The sequence below is a fragment of the Streptomyces caniferus genome (assembly GCF_009811555.1).
GTDB lineage: Bacteria > Actinomycetota > Actinomycetes > Streptomycetales > Streptomycetaceae > Streptomyces > Streptomyces caniferus.
Genome location: NZ_BLIN01000001.1, coordinates 225,766 through 241,156, shown reverse-complemented (window position 1 = coordinate 241,156; position 15,391 = coordinate 225,766). Strand labels below are relative to the sequence as shown.

Sequence of the window (15,391 nt, the reverse complement as noted above, 5' to 3'; positions counted from 1 at the left end):
CGTGTCCCTTCAGCCCGGTGATGCTCTCACCTCACATAATTTCGGCCTGCAGATCGACGGTGTGATGGTCGAATACCTGCAGGAGGTCAGCGGTCTGACCATGGAGCAGGACGTCATCGAATACCAGCAGGTCTCGGCGGACGGAAAGCCCGTCGTGAAGAAGATGCCCGGCACGAAGAAGGCCGGCGAGTGCACGGTGACCCGCGGTATGACGCAGAGCGGCGCGTTCAGCGAATGGATCAACAAGTCCATTGCGGGTGACATGGGTTCGGCCCGTAAGAACGCCACCATCATGATGATGGACTACCAGAACAACCCGGTGAAGCGCTACAACATGCGCAATGCCTGGTGCAGCAAGGTGGAGACCAGCGGGGTCAAGGCGGGCGACGCGGCCGCGCTGACCGAGCAGGTCACCATCGTCTTCGAAGAGCTGGTCATCGAATAATGCGGCGCGCAGGCCCGGGGGCACGGACGGCCGCCACGGCGAACATGTCGAACGCGGCAGGGATGGGTGGTTCGGACGATGCGGCGGGAATGACAGCTGCGTCTCCTACGGCGAATTCGCCCCACGCGGCCGTTCGTGAACCGTTGCGGACGGAGTTCGAGTTCGAGCTGCCGCGCGGATTCGTGGACGAGTCCGGAACGGTCCACCGCCAGGGGGCGATGCGTCTGGCGACGGCACGGGACGAATTGATTCCGCTGCGGGATGTGCGTGTACGCGAGAACCCGGCATATCTGTCGGTCGTACTGCTCGGCCGGGTCATCACCCGGCTCGGCACGCTCGGGTCCGTGCACGACGGCACGGTGGAGAACATGTTCGCCTCCGACCTGGCCTTCCTGCAGGACTTCTACCGGCAGATCAACGCCGAGGGACACACCCGCGCAGCGGTGGCCTGCCCGCACTGCGAGGAGTCCTTCGAAGTGGAGCTGGCCGGGAGCCGCCTGGGGGAATCGTGACGTACGCGGCCGATCGGATCGAGGAGGAAGTCGGCTATCTGGCCTACCACTTCCACTGGGGGCTGGACGACATCCTCGACCTCGAACACGCCGACCGGCGCGCGTACGTGGCGCAGAGCGCGGCCCTGGTCGAGCGGGCTGAAGGGAAGCGGTGACGGGGGATGGGCATGTTCAGGTGGCTGCGGGGGCCGCGGAGTGCGCGGGGCGCGGAGCAGGTGCAGGCGCCGGAGGGCGGGACGGCGGTGGACGCCGGGGCGGTGGCCCCCGGGTCGGCGGACGCCGCGGCCGGGAGTGACGGGAGCCAGGGGAGCGGTGGGCGTGGTGGCTGGTCCGCCGTGCCCCCCGTCCAGAGGATCCTGGGAGCGCCCCGGACCGTCGCGGAGACCGGATTCGCCGCCTCGCTGAGCGCGCACCGTGATCCGTCCTTCGGGGGCGAGCTGGGGCATGACGTGCGTGCTTCGGCACCTGGCGGGCTGCTCCGCGGTGTCCTCACCCCCCTTCCGGCAGCCGGCGCGGGGACCCCTGCTCGTCTCGACCTGCCGGTTCTGCGGCTGCCGGTCGCGGGACGGCGTGGTGAGGAGGGCCAGGAGGGTCAGGAGGGCCAGGAGGGCCGGGTCGAGGCGGGAGCGTTCGGTGCGGTGGGCAGGGGTGGGCTCCCCGGGGGTGGGGCCCCTGGGGGTGGGGGAGGGCTGACACGTCCGGTTCCGAGTCGGCCTGCGGATGTGCAGCGTTTGTCGTCTGCCTCGTCTATCTCCTCTGCCTCGTCTGCCTCCTCTTCGCCGTCCGCTGCGTCGTCCGCGCCGTCCGTTTCGGCAGCCAGGGCGCGGAAGTCGGTACGGCCCGCGCTGATGTCGGCGCCGGGGGCGGCCGGTCCGCCGGTGCGTCGGGTGGCGGTGGTGGGTGGCGCCCAGGCCTCCGCTGTGCCGGGAGCCCCTGCGCCGGTCGCCGCGGAGCGGGCGCCGGTGGCCGCAGAAGTGGCTCCCCTGGCCGATGCTCGGCCCTCAGACGTCCCGGGCCCGATTCCCCCGTCGGGACCCGGGACACCCGCCGCGGTATCCGGCCGTACCGCGGCGGTGCCGGCCCCCGTCGCGGTACGGCCCGATACCCCCGTGCAGGCCGTACAGCGACGGACGGCCGTGCGCCGGGTACGGAAGGCCGCCCCGGAATCGGGAGCCGCCCCCGCGGCCGTTCCCGGCGCGAGTGGTCCTGGCCGTGGACCCGATCCCGTAGCCGCATCGCCGAGCAAGTCGGGCGGTGGGGGTGCGTCCATGCCGGCGTCCAAGACTGCGGCCGAGTCTGCGCCTGTGGCGGCGTCCGGGCCCACGCCGATGCCGGCGTCGACGCCTGCGGCCGAATCTGCGCCTACGCCTGTGTCGGCGTCGGGGGCCGCGCCCGCGTCCGCGCCTCTTCCTGGCTCGGCGTCGGGGTCCGCGCCTGTGCCCGTCTCCCGGGCTGTGGCGGCTTCCGCGCCTGTGGCGGCGCCCGGGCAGGCGTCGGTTTCCGGGCATGAGTCCGCGTCCAGGCCCGCGTCCGGGCACGCGTCCGCATCCGGGCCCGTGTCATCGTCCGCACCTACGAACGGACCCGTGCCCACGGCGGCATCGCCCTCCGCGTTCACGTCCACCACCCCGTCGACGTCTGCCCCCACCGTGGGGCCGGGTGCACACGAACCTCGGACGGAGGGCCCTCGGACGGAGGGCCCTCAAACGGGCCGTTCCGTGCAGCGGTCAACGCCAACACAGAGGCCACGTCGAGGGCTTGGGGCTCCGCTGCGGTCTTCCGGTGGGCCGGTCGAGCCGGGGAGGCTGCCCGAGACCGGCGCCCCGGAGGCCACGACATCGCAGAGCGGAGTACGGGCGCGGGCTACGGCCCAGGAAGGTGTGGCTGCCCCCGCATCCGCCGCCCCCAGCGCGGACTCCGTCCAAAATCCGATGCGTGGCGTGCCGGGGGACGACCGTCGGGCGGTGCAACGGTCGGCGAGCGCCGATGCGTCCTCGGGCCCGATGCGCAGTGCCGAAGGGGGCACCCCGCCGACGTCGCCTACCGGTCGGCGCCGCCCGTTGATCGGTGCACCGTTCGTTCCCAGTGAGCCGTCGGGAGATGCGGCCGCGTCGACACGCCTCCAGCGTGCGAGTGCCCCTTCGGCCGTGCCGCTGCGTGCCCCGCTGCCTACGTCGGCCGGCCCCGAAGCGTCTGCTGTCTCCGAAGGCGGGGCGACGCCTGTGCCACGTGCGAGTGCGTCGTCAGCCGTGCCGCCGGGTGATGCCGCAGTGCTCCCGTCCACGGTCCCCGAGGTCGGGCCGGCGCCCGTTCAGCGTGCGAGCGCATCGTCGGCCGTACCGCCGCGCGACGTCGTCCTCCCGGCCGCCTCCACCGGAGTCCGCCCCGCACCTGAAGGACCGCCACAGGACACTCCCGGCCGGGCCGCCGTACAACGCGTCACCGCACCCACCGAACGCACAGCACCCACCACACCCACCGAACGCACAGCTCCACGAGCCGTACCCGTAAAGGCGGACGTGCCTTCGCCGCAGCCGCAGCCGCAGCCGCAGCCGCAGCCGCAGCCGCAGCCGCAGCCGCAGCCGCAGCCGCAGCCCCAGCCCCAGCCGCCGGCCCGTGCCGGGGCGCCCCGGACTGCCCCGCCGACGAGTGAGGCGACGAACCGGACCAGCGCCGCTCCCACGAGTTCCGGCACACAGCCGTTGCTGCGCAAGGCGGTTGAGTCCGGCCCGTCTGAGTCCGGCCCGTCTGAGTCCGGCCCGTCTGAGTCCGGCCCGTCTGAGTCCGGCCCGTCTGAGTCCGGCCCGTCTGAGTCCGGCCCGTCCGAGTCCGGCCCGTCCGAGTCCGGACCGCGGCCGGGTGTGCGGCGCGCCCCTCTCGCGACGGCTCGGCCGCTGGTCACCCGGGAGCCCGGCCACGACAGCAGCGGACCGCTCGGACGAGGCGGAACACCGGGGCCGTCGGTCGCGCCTCGGACCGCGCCCGCCGTGCCGCTGCGGGCGCGGCAGGCCGGCGCGCCTGCCCGGCCGGGAGACCCGACGCGGCGGCCACAGACTCCCCAGCCCCAGACTCCCCAGCCCCAGACTCCCGGGCCACTCCCGCAACCACAAACGGTCCAGCGGAGCTCTGCTGCCTCGCCCCTCTCGGCGGCCCGAGCTGTTGCTCCTGCCTCTGTTGTCTCCTCTGCCTCTCCTGCCTCTGTGGCCTCGCGGCCCACGGCCCGCTCTCTCGCTCCTGCCTCGGCCCTGGCCCCGACCCTCGCTCCTGCCTGGACCCCGGCGGCTCCGACCCCGACCCCGACCTCGGCCCTGGCCCCGGCTCTGCCCCCTGCCTCGACCATGACGGCGCCGCATTCCCCGGCCCCGGCCCCGGCAACGCCCTCCGCCCTGACCTCCGCCCCTGTCGTACAACGGCGCACCCCCATGTCACCGGCGCCATCAGTCGCCCCCTTGGCCGCGCCCACCCCTCTGCCCCCGGCCGTGACCGCCCGCGCGCCGCGCACCGTGCAACGCGCCGGTCAGGCGATGACAAGCCCTCCCACCGTCACTTCGGCGAGCACCACTAGAAGTGCCCCTACGGGTATGGCGGTGAGCACCGCGCCGAGCCTCCGCACGGGTACGTCGGTGACCACCTCGACCATCAGCTCCCCCGTCAGCACGACGGCGAACACCACCACAAGCGTCTCCGGAGGCGCCACGGCGACCACCGCCTCGCCCCGCCTCCCCACAAGCACCACAGCGAACGCCCCGGCAAGCACCTCCGTACCACCACCCCCGCTCCCCGCCCCCATCCAGCGCACCCGCGCCACCACAGACCGACCCGCAACCCCTTCATCAGCCACCACGTCCGCCACCCCCACCACACCTCCCGCCCCAACCCCCGCCTCATCCGCCCCATCAACACCCGCCGAGCTCGATGAGCTCGCCCGGCGCCTCGTGGCGCCGCTGTCGCGTCTGCTGCGGGCGGAGTTGCGCAGTGACCGCGAACGGATCGGCCGCCTACGGGACGGCGGCCGCTAGCCGCTGCACACCCCGTCCGGCCGCCGGCCCTCCCCACCCCACCCCGCACCACCCACCCGAGAAAGCCACCCCATGCCCGCGCCCAAGGACCCCGGTTCCACCGTCTTCTTCAAGCTGTCCATCGACGGGCAGGACCTCGGCCTGTTCAACGGCTGTGACGGGCTGGCCTCCGAGGTGGAGGTGGAGCAGCGGCAGGAGGGCGGCAACAACGGATTCGTCTGGCAGTTGCCCACCCGCGTCACGTACTCCACGATCCGTCTCACCCGCCCCCTGACCGCCGACACCTCTCGCGTGGCGGCCTGGATCTCCTCCATCGCCACCGGTATCCGCCGGCCCACCGCCCAGATCGCGGCCCTGCGCGCCGACGGTTCGATCGTCGCGCAGTGGGGGCTGGTCGAGGTGCTGCCCGTGCGGTGGCAGGGGCCGAGTCTGGACCCGTCCAGTCCGGGTGTGGCGACCGAGACGCTGGAGATCGCGCACCACGGATTCACCGACGCGGGGGGTGCCTGAGATGCCCGCGCCGACCGGCGGGAAGGCGGGCGCGAGCCTCGTACGGGCCGCGCTCTCGATCCATCAGCCCCCCACCGACCTCGGCGGCTCCATCGGCGGCCGCATCGGTGAGGTGGAGTTCCAGTTCAACCCGACCCAGTTGCAGCTGGGGCGGGAGGCGGAGTGGCACACCCAGGCCGCGGTCGCGTACACGCGCGGCGCGCCGCCGAAGTTCACCGGCGCCCGGCCCGCCACCCTCCAGCTGGAGGTGTTCCTGGACGCCTCCGGCACCCCGAACGCCGGGAAGGTCCAGAAGCAGGTGGAACTCCTGCTCTCCTGCTGCGAGGTGACGCCGCAGAGCGTCAACTCCAAGCGCCCCTCGCCGCCTTGGGTCCGTTTCTCCTGGGGTGCCTTCAACACCGTTCAGTTCGTCGCGTACGTGACGAGCGTCAGCGCCACCTACACCCTGTTCAACCCCACGGGTGAGCCGATCCGGGCCACCTGCTCGCTGTCCCTCACCGAGGTGGCCATGCCCACCAAGGGGCAGAACCCCACCTCCGGCGCGCTCTCCGCCCGCCGCATCCACCGCACGGTCGCGGGTGACTCGCTCGCCTCACTGGCCTGGCGGGAGTACGGGGACGCGACCCGCTGGCGGCTGATCGCGGAGGCGAACGAGATCGACGATCCGATGCGGCTGCGGCCGGGCACCGAACTGCTGCTGCCCGCCGCCGACGAAGCCCCGCCCGAAGGCCGCCCCGCAGCCGGCCCCACCGGTCATCCCACACACCAGGAGCCCCGCCGATGAGCGAGAAGACGTACACCAGCGTCCTGCACGTCGAGATCGGCGGCACGGTGCTGCCCGACAAGCTCGCCACCCTCCTCACCGAAGGCTGGGTGGACGCCAGCGTCAATGTGCCGTCCGCTTTTCAGCTCACCTTCGCCGACGGCGGCTCCGACATCCTCCAGACCTTCCCGCAGATGAAGATCGGCGCGAAGGCGGTGCTGTCGCCCTTCACCGACGGGCAGCGCGGCACGCCCATGCTGACCGGGGAGATCACCGCCCTCGAAGTGGACGCGGACGCAAGCGGCAAGTCCCTGGTCGTCCGGGGCTACGACCCCGGGCACCGGCTGCTGCGCAACCGCCGCGTCGCGGGCTACCCCAACATGACCGCGAGCGACATCGTGCGCCGCCTCGCCGGCCGCAACAGCCTCGCCCTCGGCACGGTGGAGGCCACCCGCACCGTCTACGAGCTGGCCACCCAGCCCAACATCACCGACTGGGACTTCCTGCTCCGCCTGGCCCAGGAGAACGACGTCCACCTCTCCTTCGACCCGCAGGGCAAGCTCCGGTTCGCCAAGCTGGCTCCCGCCTCCTCCGCGCCCGCGGACACCACCCCGGCCGCGCAGAGCCCGTACGTCCTGGAGTTCGGCCACAACGCGCTGCACAGCCGGATCGCCGTCACCGCCGCCGGGCAGGTCGCCAAGGCGGGCGCGCGCGGCTGGAACATGCGCGCCAAGCGCGCCCTGTCCGCCGAGTCCCCGGCCACGACCAGCAAGGACATCGTCGCCGACATCGCGCCCGGAGCGCTCAGCAAGCCCTTCGGTGCCTCCGAACTGACCGTCACCGACACCCCGTTCACCACCCAGGCCCAGGTCACCCATGCCGCCCGCGCGCTCGCCGACGACGTGGCGGGCTCCTTCGCCGAGCTGGAGGTGGCGGTCACCGGCAACCCGCAGCTGGCACCGGGCCGGCCGGTCGCGCTCAAGGGCGCCGGCTTCCCCTTCGAGGGCAAGTACACCGCTACCGGCGTACGCCATGTCTTCGAGTCCGGACGTCAGTTCACCACCTGGCTGACCGTCTCGGGACGCCAGTTCCGGTCGCTGTACGGGCTCGCGTCCGGCGGCGCGGAGGCGGCCCCGCCCATGCCGGGCGTGGCGATGGCGCTGGTCAGCAATGCCAAGGACCCGCTGAAGCTGGGCCGGGTCAGGCTGCGCTTCCCCTGGCTGTCGGACACCTACGAGAGCGACTGGTGCCGGGTCGCGCAGCTGGGCGGGGTACGGGGCGGTGGCCTGATGCTGCCGGAGGTCGGCGACGAGGTGCTGTGCGCCTTCGACCGGGGCTCGCTGGAGCATCCGTACGTCCTGGCCGGGCTGTACAACGGCAGGGACAAGCCGACCCCCGACCCGGACGGGCTGCCCGCCGTGGATCCGACGAGCGGACGGGTCAACTGGCGCTCCCTCGCCTCGCGCAGCGGCCACACCGTCGAGCTCGTCGACGCCAAGTCCCGGATGAAGAGCGGCATCAGGCTGCAGACCGGCAACGGCAGGCTCACCGTCCACATGGACGAGACGCGCACCGCGGTCACCATCCGCAGCGACGGTTCCGTCTCCATCACCGGGACCCGGAACGTGAGCATCAAGGCGGGCGGCAACCTGTCGCTGACCGCGGGCGGCTCGCTGACGATGAGCGCCGGCGGAGCGGTCGACATCAAGGCGGGCGCGAAGTTCGGCGTGATGGCGGGCGCCGTCGCGGACATCAACGCGACCGGCGCCATCAGCCTCAAGTCGGCGGGCGCGGTGGCCGTCAACTCCGTGGGCGCGGTCTCCGTCAGCGCGGTCGGCGCGGTGGCCGTCAACGCGGGCGCCGCGGCAGCCATCAACTCGCCGGCCACGGTCACGCTGAACGCACCGGCCGTCCTGCGCAACGGCATTCCTTTCTAGGGGGCGTGACGAAGTTGAGCGACGTGCATCTCAAGGGGGGCACCGGACATGAGTGAACAGTTCGTCGGCGCGGGCTGGACCTTCCCGCTGCGCACCGACGCGGGCGGCGGCATCGCACTGGCCCGCCGGGAGCGGGAGATCGAGGAGTCGATCCGGCTCGTCCTGGCCACCGCGCCCGGCGAGCGGCCGATGCGGCCGGAGTTCGGCTGTGCCGTGCACGACATGGTCTTCGCGCCGGTCAACGAGGCGACGGCCGGCCGCATCCGCTACGAGGTGCGGTCCTCGCTCGACCGCTGGGAACCGCGCATCGAGGTCCAGGACGTCGAGGTGAGCCCGGCGCCCGATGAACCGTCCGTGCTCTTCATCGACGTGCGCTACAGCGTGCGCGGCACCAACAACCCGCGCAGCCTCGTCTTCCCCTTCTACGTGATCCCGTCCTCGGAATCGCCGTCCACCGAAAGCGACGCCTGATGGCCCTGCCCGCACCCCACCTCGACGACCGCCGCTTCCAGCACTTCGTCGACGACGCCAAGCGCTATGTCCAGCAGCGCTGCCCCGAGTGGACCGACCACAACGTCTCGGACCCGGGCGTGACCCTCATCGAGGCCGTCGCGCACATGGCCGACCAGATCGTCTATCGCCTCAACCGGGTGCCGGAGAAGAACCATCTGGCCTTCCTCGACCTGCTCGGGGTCACCCTCTTCCCGCCCTCCGCGGCCCGTGCCGACGTCACCTTCTGGCTCTCCGCCCCGCAGGCCGAGGCCGTGGTGCTGCCCGCCGGGACGGAGGTGGCCACCGGCCGTACCGAGACCGAGGAGGCGGTGTCCTTCGCCACCGAGGAAGACCTGACGGTCGTGCCCTGCGAACTGGCCGCCGTGCTGCGGCAGGAGGCCGGCATCACCCCCGAGGACCGCAGTCAGGACATCCTCGGCGGCAGCGATGTGGCCGTCTTCGCGCCCGCCCCGCAGCCGGGCGACACCTTGCTGTTCGGGCTGTCGGCGGCGGTGCCGCGGTGCGCGGCCGTGCTGCGCCTGGACAGCCGGGTGGACGGGGTCGGCGTCGACCCGCGTCAGCCGCCGCTGGTCTGGGAGGCGTGGACCGCCGACGGGTGGATCGAGTGCGAGCTGGCGGAGGACTCCACCGGCGGCCTCAACCGGCCCGGTGAGGTCGTGCTGCACGTCCCCGAGGGGCACGTCATCTCGCGCGTCGGCCGGATCGACTCCGCCTGGCTGCGCTGCCGGGTCGTGGAGGCCGCACCCGGCCAGCCCTTCTACAGCGCCTCGCCGACCGTCCGGTCCGCGTCCGCGTTCACCATCGGGGGCACGACCACGGTCGCGCACGCCGACGTGGTGCGGGACGAGCCGCTGGGCGAGTCCACGGGCGTGCCCGGCCAGCGGCTGCGCCTGGCGCACGCCCCCGTCGTCGCCGACCGTCCGCCGCTGCGGCTGGAGGTCTCCGACGGGGACGGCTGGCAGGAGTGGCAGGTCGTCCCCGACTTCGCCGCCTCGGGCCCGCACGACCGGCACCTCACCCTCAACGCCGCCACCGGCGAGATCGCCTTCGGCCCGTCGGTGCGCCAACCGGACGGCGAGGTGCGGCAGTTCGGGGCCGTACCACCCAAGGGCGCGGTCCTCCGGGCCGCGCGCTACCGCACCGGCGGCGGGCGGTCCGGCAATGTGGCGCGCGGCGCGATCCAGGTGCTGCGCAGCTCCATCCCGTATGTGGCGCGGGTGGAGAACAGGGAAGCGGCGCGCGGCGGGGTCGACGGCGAGACGGTGCAGGAGGCGAAGGTGCGGGCGCCGATCGCGCTGCGCGCCCAGGAGCGGGCCGTGACCGCCCGCGACTACGAGGAACTGGCCCGGCGGGCGGCCCCCGAGGTGGCCCGTATCGCCTGCCTCGCGGTCGATCCCGCGGAGCCCGCAGCGGGCGCGAGCACCGGCACGGCGGGCCAGGGCGGCGCGGCCGGCCGGACCGGCGAGAATGCCGTCCGCGTCCTGGTCGTCCCCCAGGCCGTCCCCGACCGCGGCGGACGCCTGCGCTTCGAGCAGCTGGTGCCCGGCGAGGAACTCCTCGGCCGGATCACGCGGTTCCTGGACGAGCGCCGCCCCCTGGGCACCCGCCTCGCCGTCGGCCCGCCCTTCTACCAGGGCGTCACGGTCGTCGCGACGCTGCACTCCTTCCGGGCGGCGCGGGCCGAGCGGGTACGGGCCGAGGCCCTGGACGCGCTGTACGCCTACCTCGACCCGCTGACCGGCGGCGCGCACGGGGAGGGCTGGCCGTTCGGCCGCCCCCTGCGCTCCGGTGAGATCTTCGCGGCCCTGCAGCGCGTGCCGGGCGTGGAACTCGTCGACGAGGTCCTGCTGCACCCCGCGGACCCGCTCACCGGCCGCCGCGGCGACGCCACCGACCGCATCGAACTCGCCCCGTCCGCCGTGCTGTTCCCGTTCGACCACCGCGTCCGCGTGATCGAGGCACGATGAGGGGCACATCCGCCGGGGCGGTGTCCACGCATCCCCTGGGCGCGGCGCTCCCCGCCGTCTACGCCGACGACGACTTCACCCAGCGCTTCGTGGCGGGCCTCGATGTCGTCCTCGCCCCGCTCTTCCACGTACTGGACTGCCTGGAGAGCTACTTCACGCCCGCGCTCGCGCCGGAGGACTTCGTCGACTGGCTGACGACCTGGGTCGGCACCGAACTCGACGGCACGGAATCGCCGGCCACCCGCCGCCGCGCGGTCGCCACGGCCGTCTCGCTGCACCGCGTCCGCGGCACCCGGCGCGGCCTGTCCGAGGCCGTCCACCTGGCCTTCGGCGTACAGCCGGAGATCGCCGAAAGCGGCGGCGCGACCTGGTCCGCCCGCCCCCTCGGCCCGTTCCCCGGCTCCCCCGGCCCCGGCCTGCGGGTGACCCTGCGCGTCGCCGACCCCGCCGCCACCGACCGGCACCGCCTGCACGCCGTCGTCGCGGCGGCCCGCCCCGCACACCTCCCCTTCACGGTCGAGGTGACCCCGCTCCTCGCCCCCTGAAGCCCTCCCCGACGCCACGCCCGAAGCCACCTCCGAAGGAACCTGCCCCATGGCCACCGACCACACCACCTGCCCGGACTGCGGCGCCCCGGCTCCCCAGACGGGACAGTCGTTCTGCGACTCCTGCGGCGCCTTCCTCCGCTGGGACCGGCCCGCGGCCTCGACGTCCGCACCGCCCTCGCCGCCGGTGCCGCCCTCGCCCTCGGTGCCGTCGTCCACGACATCGCCGCCCGGGTCCGCACCGGCCGCCTCGTCTCCGCACCCCACGGCGGGCGGACCGGCCGCCACCGGCCGCCCCACCGCTCCGGACCCCGCCGTATGGACCGACACCACCGCGCCGCGGACGAGCCCGGCTCCCCCCACTACTGGGGACGCCACCGCCCCGCCCTCCGGCCCGCCTCGGGGCAGCAGCGGGGACCCGACCACCCCGCTCCCGGCAACCGCCGCGGATGACAGGGGAGCGGCCCCCTCCCGGCCCGCCCCGAACGGCCCGGAGCGTCCGACGGGCCCGGCCCACCCGCAAGGTTCGGCCCACCCGACCACCACTCCGACACCACGCCCGGCCGGCCACGGGAACATCTCCGAGACCGGCATCCGCGCCCTCCTGGTCCCCGTGCCGGATGCCGCGCCCGTGGCACCCCCTGAGGCACCCGGCGGTGTGCTGCCCGGCCGGCCCGACGCGGCCCGGCCCCGGGTCCGTACTCCGCAGGCCGCCCCCGAGCCCGTGGACGGCATGCCCTGCCCGAGCTGCGCCAAGCCCAATGCGCCCGGCCGCCACTTCTGTCACAGCTGCGCCACCCCCCTCACCCACACCGCCCGCCCGGAGGCCGAAGGACCGTACGCCGGACAGCGCCCGCGGCTGCACCGCGACCGCACCCGGTGGATCGCCCGTGCCGTGGTGGCGGCCGTGATCGCCGCCGTCGTGGTCGGGGGCATCATCGGGGGGCCGCCGGCCGCGCGGGCCGTCCAGGACCACTTCGCCCAGCGCGTCCCGGTGCCCGCCGCCACCTGGAAGGCCTCGCACTCCGGGCCCCAGAACGGCCCGAAGCTCGCCTTCGACGGCTACTCCAACACCTGGTGGGGAACGGGCTATTCGGGCGCCTCCGACGGCCAGTACATCGAGGCCGGCTTCGGCCAGCCCACCGATCTGCTGAACATGGTGATCACGCCCGGCGCCTCCCCGCGCACCCCGCAGGCCACCGACCCGGCCCGCCCGCACGAGTTCGACGTGATCGTGAAGGACTCCGCGGGCAAGCGACACCTCTCCCGCTTCCGGATCAACGACGGCGGGCCGCAGAGGATCGACGTCCGTGTACGGGACGCGCTGACCGTACGGCTGGTGCTGCACACCGCGTACGGCACCACCGACCGCAAGCAAGTGGCCATCGCCGAGCTCGAGTTCTTCGGCCGATCGACCGGATAGGGACGGCCGCCACGGCGCGACAAGCCCCCCACTGCGGTGGCTGAGGCTCTCCCCGCGCATTGCCCGACCGCCGCGGACGGACCAGGTTCCTCCGCGGCGGGGAGGCTCGCCGGTGCTCGCAGTGCGGCACAGTGCCGCCCCGTTCCCCGAGTCGGCCGTTCCCGTGCGGCCGACCCGGCCCGTGGGCGGTCTCCCGCCTGACCGACAGGGGGACGTGACCGGTGCGCCGCACCAACCGCACCACCGGAACCGCCGTTCGCCCACCCGGTGAACCTCGCGGAGACATCAAGCCTTCGCGCGCCCGGGGATGCCGTAGAACCCCTTCCTGACCCAGATCATCACGGGCCAGGAAGGGGAGGCGGCATTCTCGCGAAGACCCCTCAGATGTCCCGGAAGAGACCAGGGGGCGCCGTGACCTGCTGCGATGGGCGGTTGCGGGGCGCTGACCTGTGCTGATGGCCTTCCGGCTGTTTCACGGTCATACCCGTTGATGCGGCTTGAAGTCTCAGAGAAGTCCCAGAGGACGCCCTCTGCCCGGAGTCAGTCTTTCGGTCCCACGCAAGGTGGGGAGCCGGTGCCGCCGGCGTCAGGTCAGTGGCGGTTGTTTTGATCCGAGGCACCGCGCCGCACACGAGGGCGTTCCGGGAGGCGTGGGCCGGGCTCTCGGGGTCGGCAAAGACCTGGTCGAGCACAAGCTCGGCCAGCTACCGCAGTATCTGCGGGCTGGGATTGCCGCTCGCTCTGATGAGCCACCAGGTGATTCAGCCGCTGGTCAGGTGGTCCGCTCACTGCGAAGCCGTGGCAGGTGCTGGAGAGTTCGTGATGCCAAGTGATCTTGCTCGGCCAACTGTATGGCACGCCAAGTAGATTGTTCCTCTGTCGGCGGCACGGCGTTCATAGTGGTGCCGACCTCCTGAAATGGTGTCTGCGGCCGCAATTGGCCCGGGCATTGGACGACGGTGAGGGGTGCGGGTGTCTGCCGCCTGGCCGGACGGCGCCGCTGACGGCCCGGCCCGCCGAATCCGGCGGCGGCCGGGCCGTCAGCGGGTCACGTTCAGTGGACGAGTTGGATCTCAGTGTGCGTACCGGCAGCGTCTACGCCCGGATAGAGGCTGACCGCCCCGCTCGCCCACCGCACCATGATGTCGTTGGCCCGGTCGTTGGCGGCGAAGGCACCGGCGGCTACCACCGTCGCGTTCTTCCAGAAGGACATCCGTGGGCGGACGCTGATGTCGCCGTGGAAGCCATCGGCATCGACGCCTGGATAGATGCTGGCGGCACCGTCCGACCACCGGACGAGCAGGTCCGCCGTCTTCTTACCGGTGAACTCGCCCGCAGTGATCTGAGCCGCTTCCTTCCAGGCTGTGTTCGCCTTCATCAGTGTCTTCTCGGCATTCAGACCATTGGTGGCGAGATCGCTGTTGAGCGTGACCCGGCCGTCGTCCCAGGTCACGATCATGTCGTCGCGCTGGGCGTTGGCCGTGTATCGGCCCATGGCGATCTGCCGGGCGTGCGGCCATTTGTCGTTCTTCGGCTTGGCGAGCTGCTTCTCCGCGTGGAAGCCGCTCTTGTCGACGTGGGCGTACTGCGTCAGCTCCCCGTCGCCCCAGCGCACGATCAGCCCGTCCGTGCCGCCCCCGAAGCCCGCACCGGTGAACTGCTTGGCGTACTGCCAGATGCTCGTCTTGCCCGGCTTCGGCGGTGCTGCCAGTTGGTACTCGGCGGAGAAGGGGCCTCGGCCGTCCTTCTCGTCGGAGCCCTGGTAAAGGGTGATCTCCGCGTCGTTCCAGCGCACGATCATGTCCATGTGCCGGGTACCGCCGGCCGAGCCGCCGGTGAAGTACCCCGTGGCGATGTGGGTCGCCTTCGCCCATGGTGCGCCGGCGAAGACCGGACGGTATCGGACGTTCTGCACCCAGGAGTTCAGGTTGTCCACGCGGGTGCTGGTCGCGTCCCTGCGCGTCTCAGCCGCGTCGACGCCGAAGCAGCCCGCCTGCCAGGATGTGCTGTTGAGGGCGACCAGCTGCGGTCGTCCTGACACGGTCCGGAAAGCGGGGCCGCCGGTGTCGCCCGCGCAGATGGCGGCATTGGCGGGATCCGCCCCGCCGATCTTCAACGAGGTGGTGTCCGCCGCCTTCACGGTGAACTCGGCGGAGTGCAGGCGCTCGGGTGCCCATTCGTCCTCGGTGCGCCCGTAGCCAGTGACCCGCAGTGTCTCGCCCTGCGCGGCGGGATCGGCCGCGACCGTCACCGGTGTGATCCCGGTGACCGGCTTGGCCAGTCTCGCCATGACGACATCCCGGTCCGCGTGGGGCACGAGTTCCACGATGTCCGCGATCTGCCCCTTGTCACCACTCATATCGGTACGGCCGATGGTGGCGACGGTCTTCAGCTTCGGGGCGCCGGGCTCGACCTTGGTGCTCTGATCGGGCCGGTCGGCGAAACACCGGGCGGCGGTTATCACCCATTGCGGGTCGACCAGCGCTCCGGTGCAGCTGCGCTGGCCACCGATGTCGAGCTGCGCGGTGAAGGCGAAATCACCGTCCTTGACCGCCGGGCCGACCACGGCGTGGGCCGGTGCGGCGGTGAGCAGACCTGCCGCGACGCCGGTGGTGAGGACTCCGGTTAACCACGCCAGGCGTGGCTTCCTGCCGAACATCTGTGTCTCCCTCTGGAGTTGTGGGAATGCAGCGAGGGCTGCCGGACGGGCAGCGGCGAGCCGCGCCTGCTTTCGTCGGACCGGTACTGCGGGGCGTC

At 72.8% G+C, this 15,391-nt stretch carries 12 protein-coding genes; 10 read left to right on the top strand and 2 right to left on the bottom strand.

The window, feature by feature from the left end:
• Position 1: 1 nt before the first annotated feature.
• From Scani_RS01005 to Scani_RS39845, 3 genes are read left to right on the top strand one after another with little or no spacing between them, the layout of a single operon-like run.
• Positions 2–445 carry a phage tail protein gene (locus Scani_RS01005; RefSeq protein ID WP_018087540.1) on the top strand — a complete coding sequence of 148 codons (444 nt, stop codon included), beginning with the start codon at positions 2–4 and terminating at the stop codon, positions 443–445.
• Positions 445–957: a hypothetical protein gene (locus Scani_RS01000; protein ID WP_371872287.1), complete on the top strand. Its 513-nt coding sequence runs from the start codon at positions 445–447 to the stop codon at positions 955–957. The genes Scani_RS01005 and Scani_RS01000 overlap by 1 nt, the downstream gene beginning before the upstream one ends.
• Positions 954–1,112, top strand: a complete 159-nt coding sequence (locus Scani_RS39845; protein ID WP_167538007.1) for a DUF6760 family protein — start codon at positions 954–956, stop codon at positions 1,110–1,112. The genes Scani_RS01000 and Scani_RS39845 overlap by 4 nt, the downstream gene beginning before the upstream one ends.
• Positions 1,113–4,474: 3,362 nt before the next feature.
• On the opposite strand, the gene Scani_RS00995 is transcribed toward Scani_RS39845, so the two are convergent.
• Positions 4,475–4,810 carry a hypothetical protein gene (locus tag Scani_RS00995; protein ID WP_159469034.1) on the bottom strand — a complete coding sequence of 112 codons (336 nt, stop codon included), beginning with the start codon at positions 4,808–4,810 and terminating at the stop codon, positions 4,475–4,477.
• A 238-nt stretch (positions 4,811–5,048) separates the two neighbouring features.
• Between Scani_RS00995 and Scani_RS00990 the strand changes: the two genes are divergently transcribed.
• From Scani_RS00990 to Scani_RS00960, 7 genes are read left to right on the top strand one after another with little or no spacing between them, the layout of a single operon-like run.
• Positions 5,049–5,486 (top strand): phage tail protein, encoded by a 438-nt coding sequence (locus Scani_RS00990; RefSeq protein WP_159469032.1) that lies wholly within the window; start codon positions 5,049–5,051, stop codon positions 5,484–5,486.
• A 1-nt stretch (position 5,487) separates the two neighbouring features.
• On the top strand, positions 5,488–6,270 hold the full coding sequence (locus Scani_RS00985) for a CIS tube protein (RefSeq protein ID WP_159469030.1): 783 nt from the start codon (positions 5,488–5,490) through the stop codon (positions 6,268–6,270).
• Complete coding sequence (locus Scani_RS00980) at positions 6,267–8,186, top strand: VgrG-related protein (protein ID WP_159469028.1); 1,920 nt, start codon at positions 6,267–6,269, stop codon at positions 8,184–8,186. Before Scani_RS00985 ends, Scani_RS00980 begins: the two co-directional genes overlap by 4 nt.
• 48 nt (positions 8,187–8,234) lie before the next feature.
• A complete protein-coding gene (locus tag Scani_RS00975) occupies positions 8,235–8,657 on the top strand; it encodes a GPW/gp25 family protein (RefSeq protein ID WP_159469026.1) in 423 nt (140 codons plus the stop codon).
• Positions 8,657–10,666 carry a putative baseplate assembly protein gene (locus Scani_RS00970; protein WP_159469024.1) on the top strand — a complete coding sequence of 670 codons (2,010 nt, stop codon included), beginning with the start codon at positions 8,657–8,659 and terminating at the stop codon, positions 10,664–10,666. Before Scani_RS00975 ends, Scani_RS00970 begins: the two co-directional genes overlap by 1 nt.
• A complete protein-coding gene (locus tag Scani_RS00965) occupies positions 10,663–11,211 on the top strand; it encodes a phage tail protein (protein WP_159469022.1) in 549 nt (182 codons plus the stop codon). Before Scani_RS00970 ends, Scani_RS00965 begins: the two co-directional genes overlap by 4 nt.
• 49 nt (positions 11,212–11,260) lie before the next feature.
• Entirely contained in the window at positions 11,261–12,634 is a 1,374-nt protein-coding gene (locus Scani_RS00960) for an NADase-type glycan-binding domain-containing protein (protein WP_159469021.1), read from the top strand.
• Between the two features lie 1,054 nt (positions 12,635–13,688).
• Here Scani_RS00960 and Scani_RS00955 read toward each other — a convergent pair.
• Positions 13,689–15,293: a S1 family peptidase gene (locus tag Scani_RS00955; protein WP_159469019.1), complete on the bottom strand. Its 1,605-nt coding sequence runs from the start codon at positions 15,291–15,293 to the stop codon at positions 13,689–13,691.
• Between the last annotated feature and the right edge of the window lie 98 nt (positions 15,294–15,391).

Coding starts and splice junctions, on each gene's coding strand:
- Scani_RS01000 (WP_371872287.1), top strand. CDS start 445: ATGCGGCGCGCAGGCCCGGGGGCACGGACGGCCGCCACGGCGAACATG.
- Scani_RS00990 (WP_159469032.1), top strand. CDS start 5,049: ATGCCCGCGCCCAAGGACCCCGGTTCCACCGTCTTCTTCAAGCTGTCC.
- Scani_RS00985 (WP_159469030.1), top strand. CDS start 5,488: ATGCCCGCGCCGACCGGCGGGAAGGCGGGCGCGAGCCTCGTACGGGCC.
- Scani_RS00980 (WP_159469028.1), top strand. CDS start 6,267: ATGAGCGAGAAGACGTACACCAGCGTCCTGCACGTCGAGATCGGCGGC.
- Scani_RS00975 (WP_159469026.1), top strand. CDS start 8,235: ATGAGTGAACAGTTCGTCGGCGCGGGCTGGACCTTCCCGCTGCGCACC.
- Scani_RS00970 (WP_159469024.1), top strand. CDS start 8,657: ATGGCCCTGCCCGCACCCCACCTCGACGACCGCCGCTTCCAGCACTTC.
- Scani_RS00965 (WP_159469022.1), top strand. CDS start 10,663: ATGAGGGGCACATCCGCCGGGGCGGTGTCCACGCATCCCCTGGGCGCG.
- Scani_RS00960 (WP_159469021.1), top strand. CDS start 11,261: ATGGCCACCGACCACACCACCTGCCCGGACTGCGGCGCCCCGGCTCCC.
- Scani_RS00955 (WP_159469019.1), bottom strand. CDS start 15,293: ATGTTCGGCAGGAAGCCACGCCTGGCGTGGTTAACCGGAGTCCTCACC.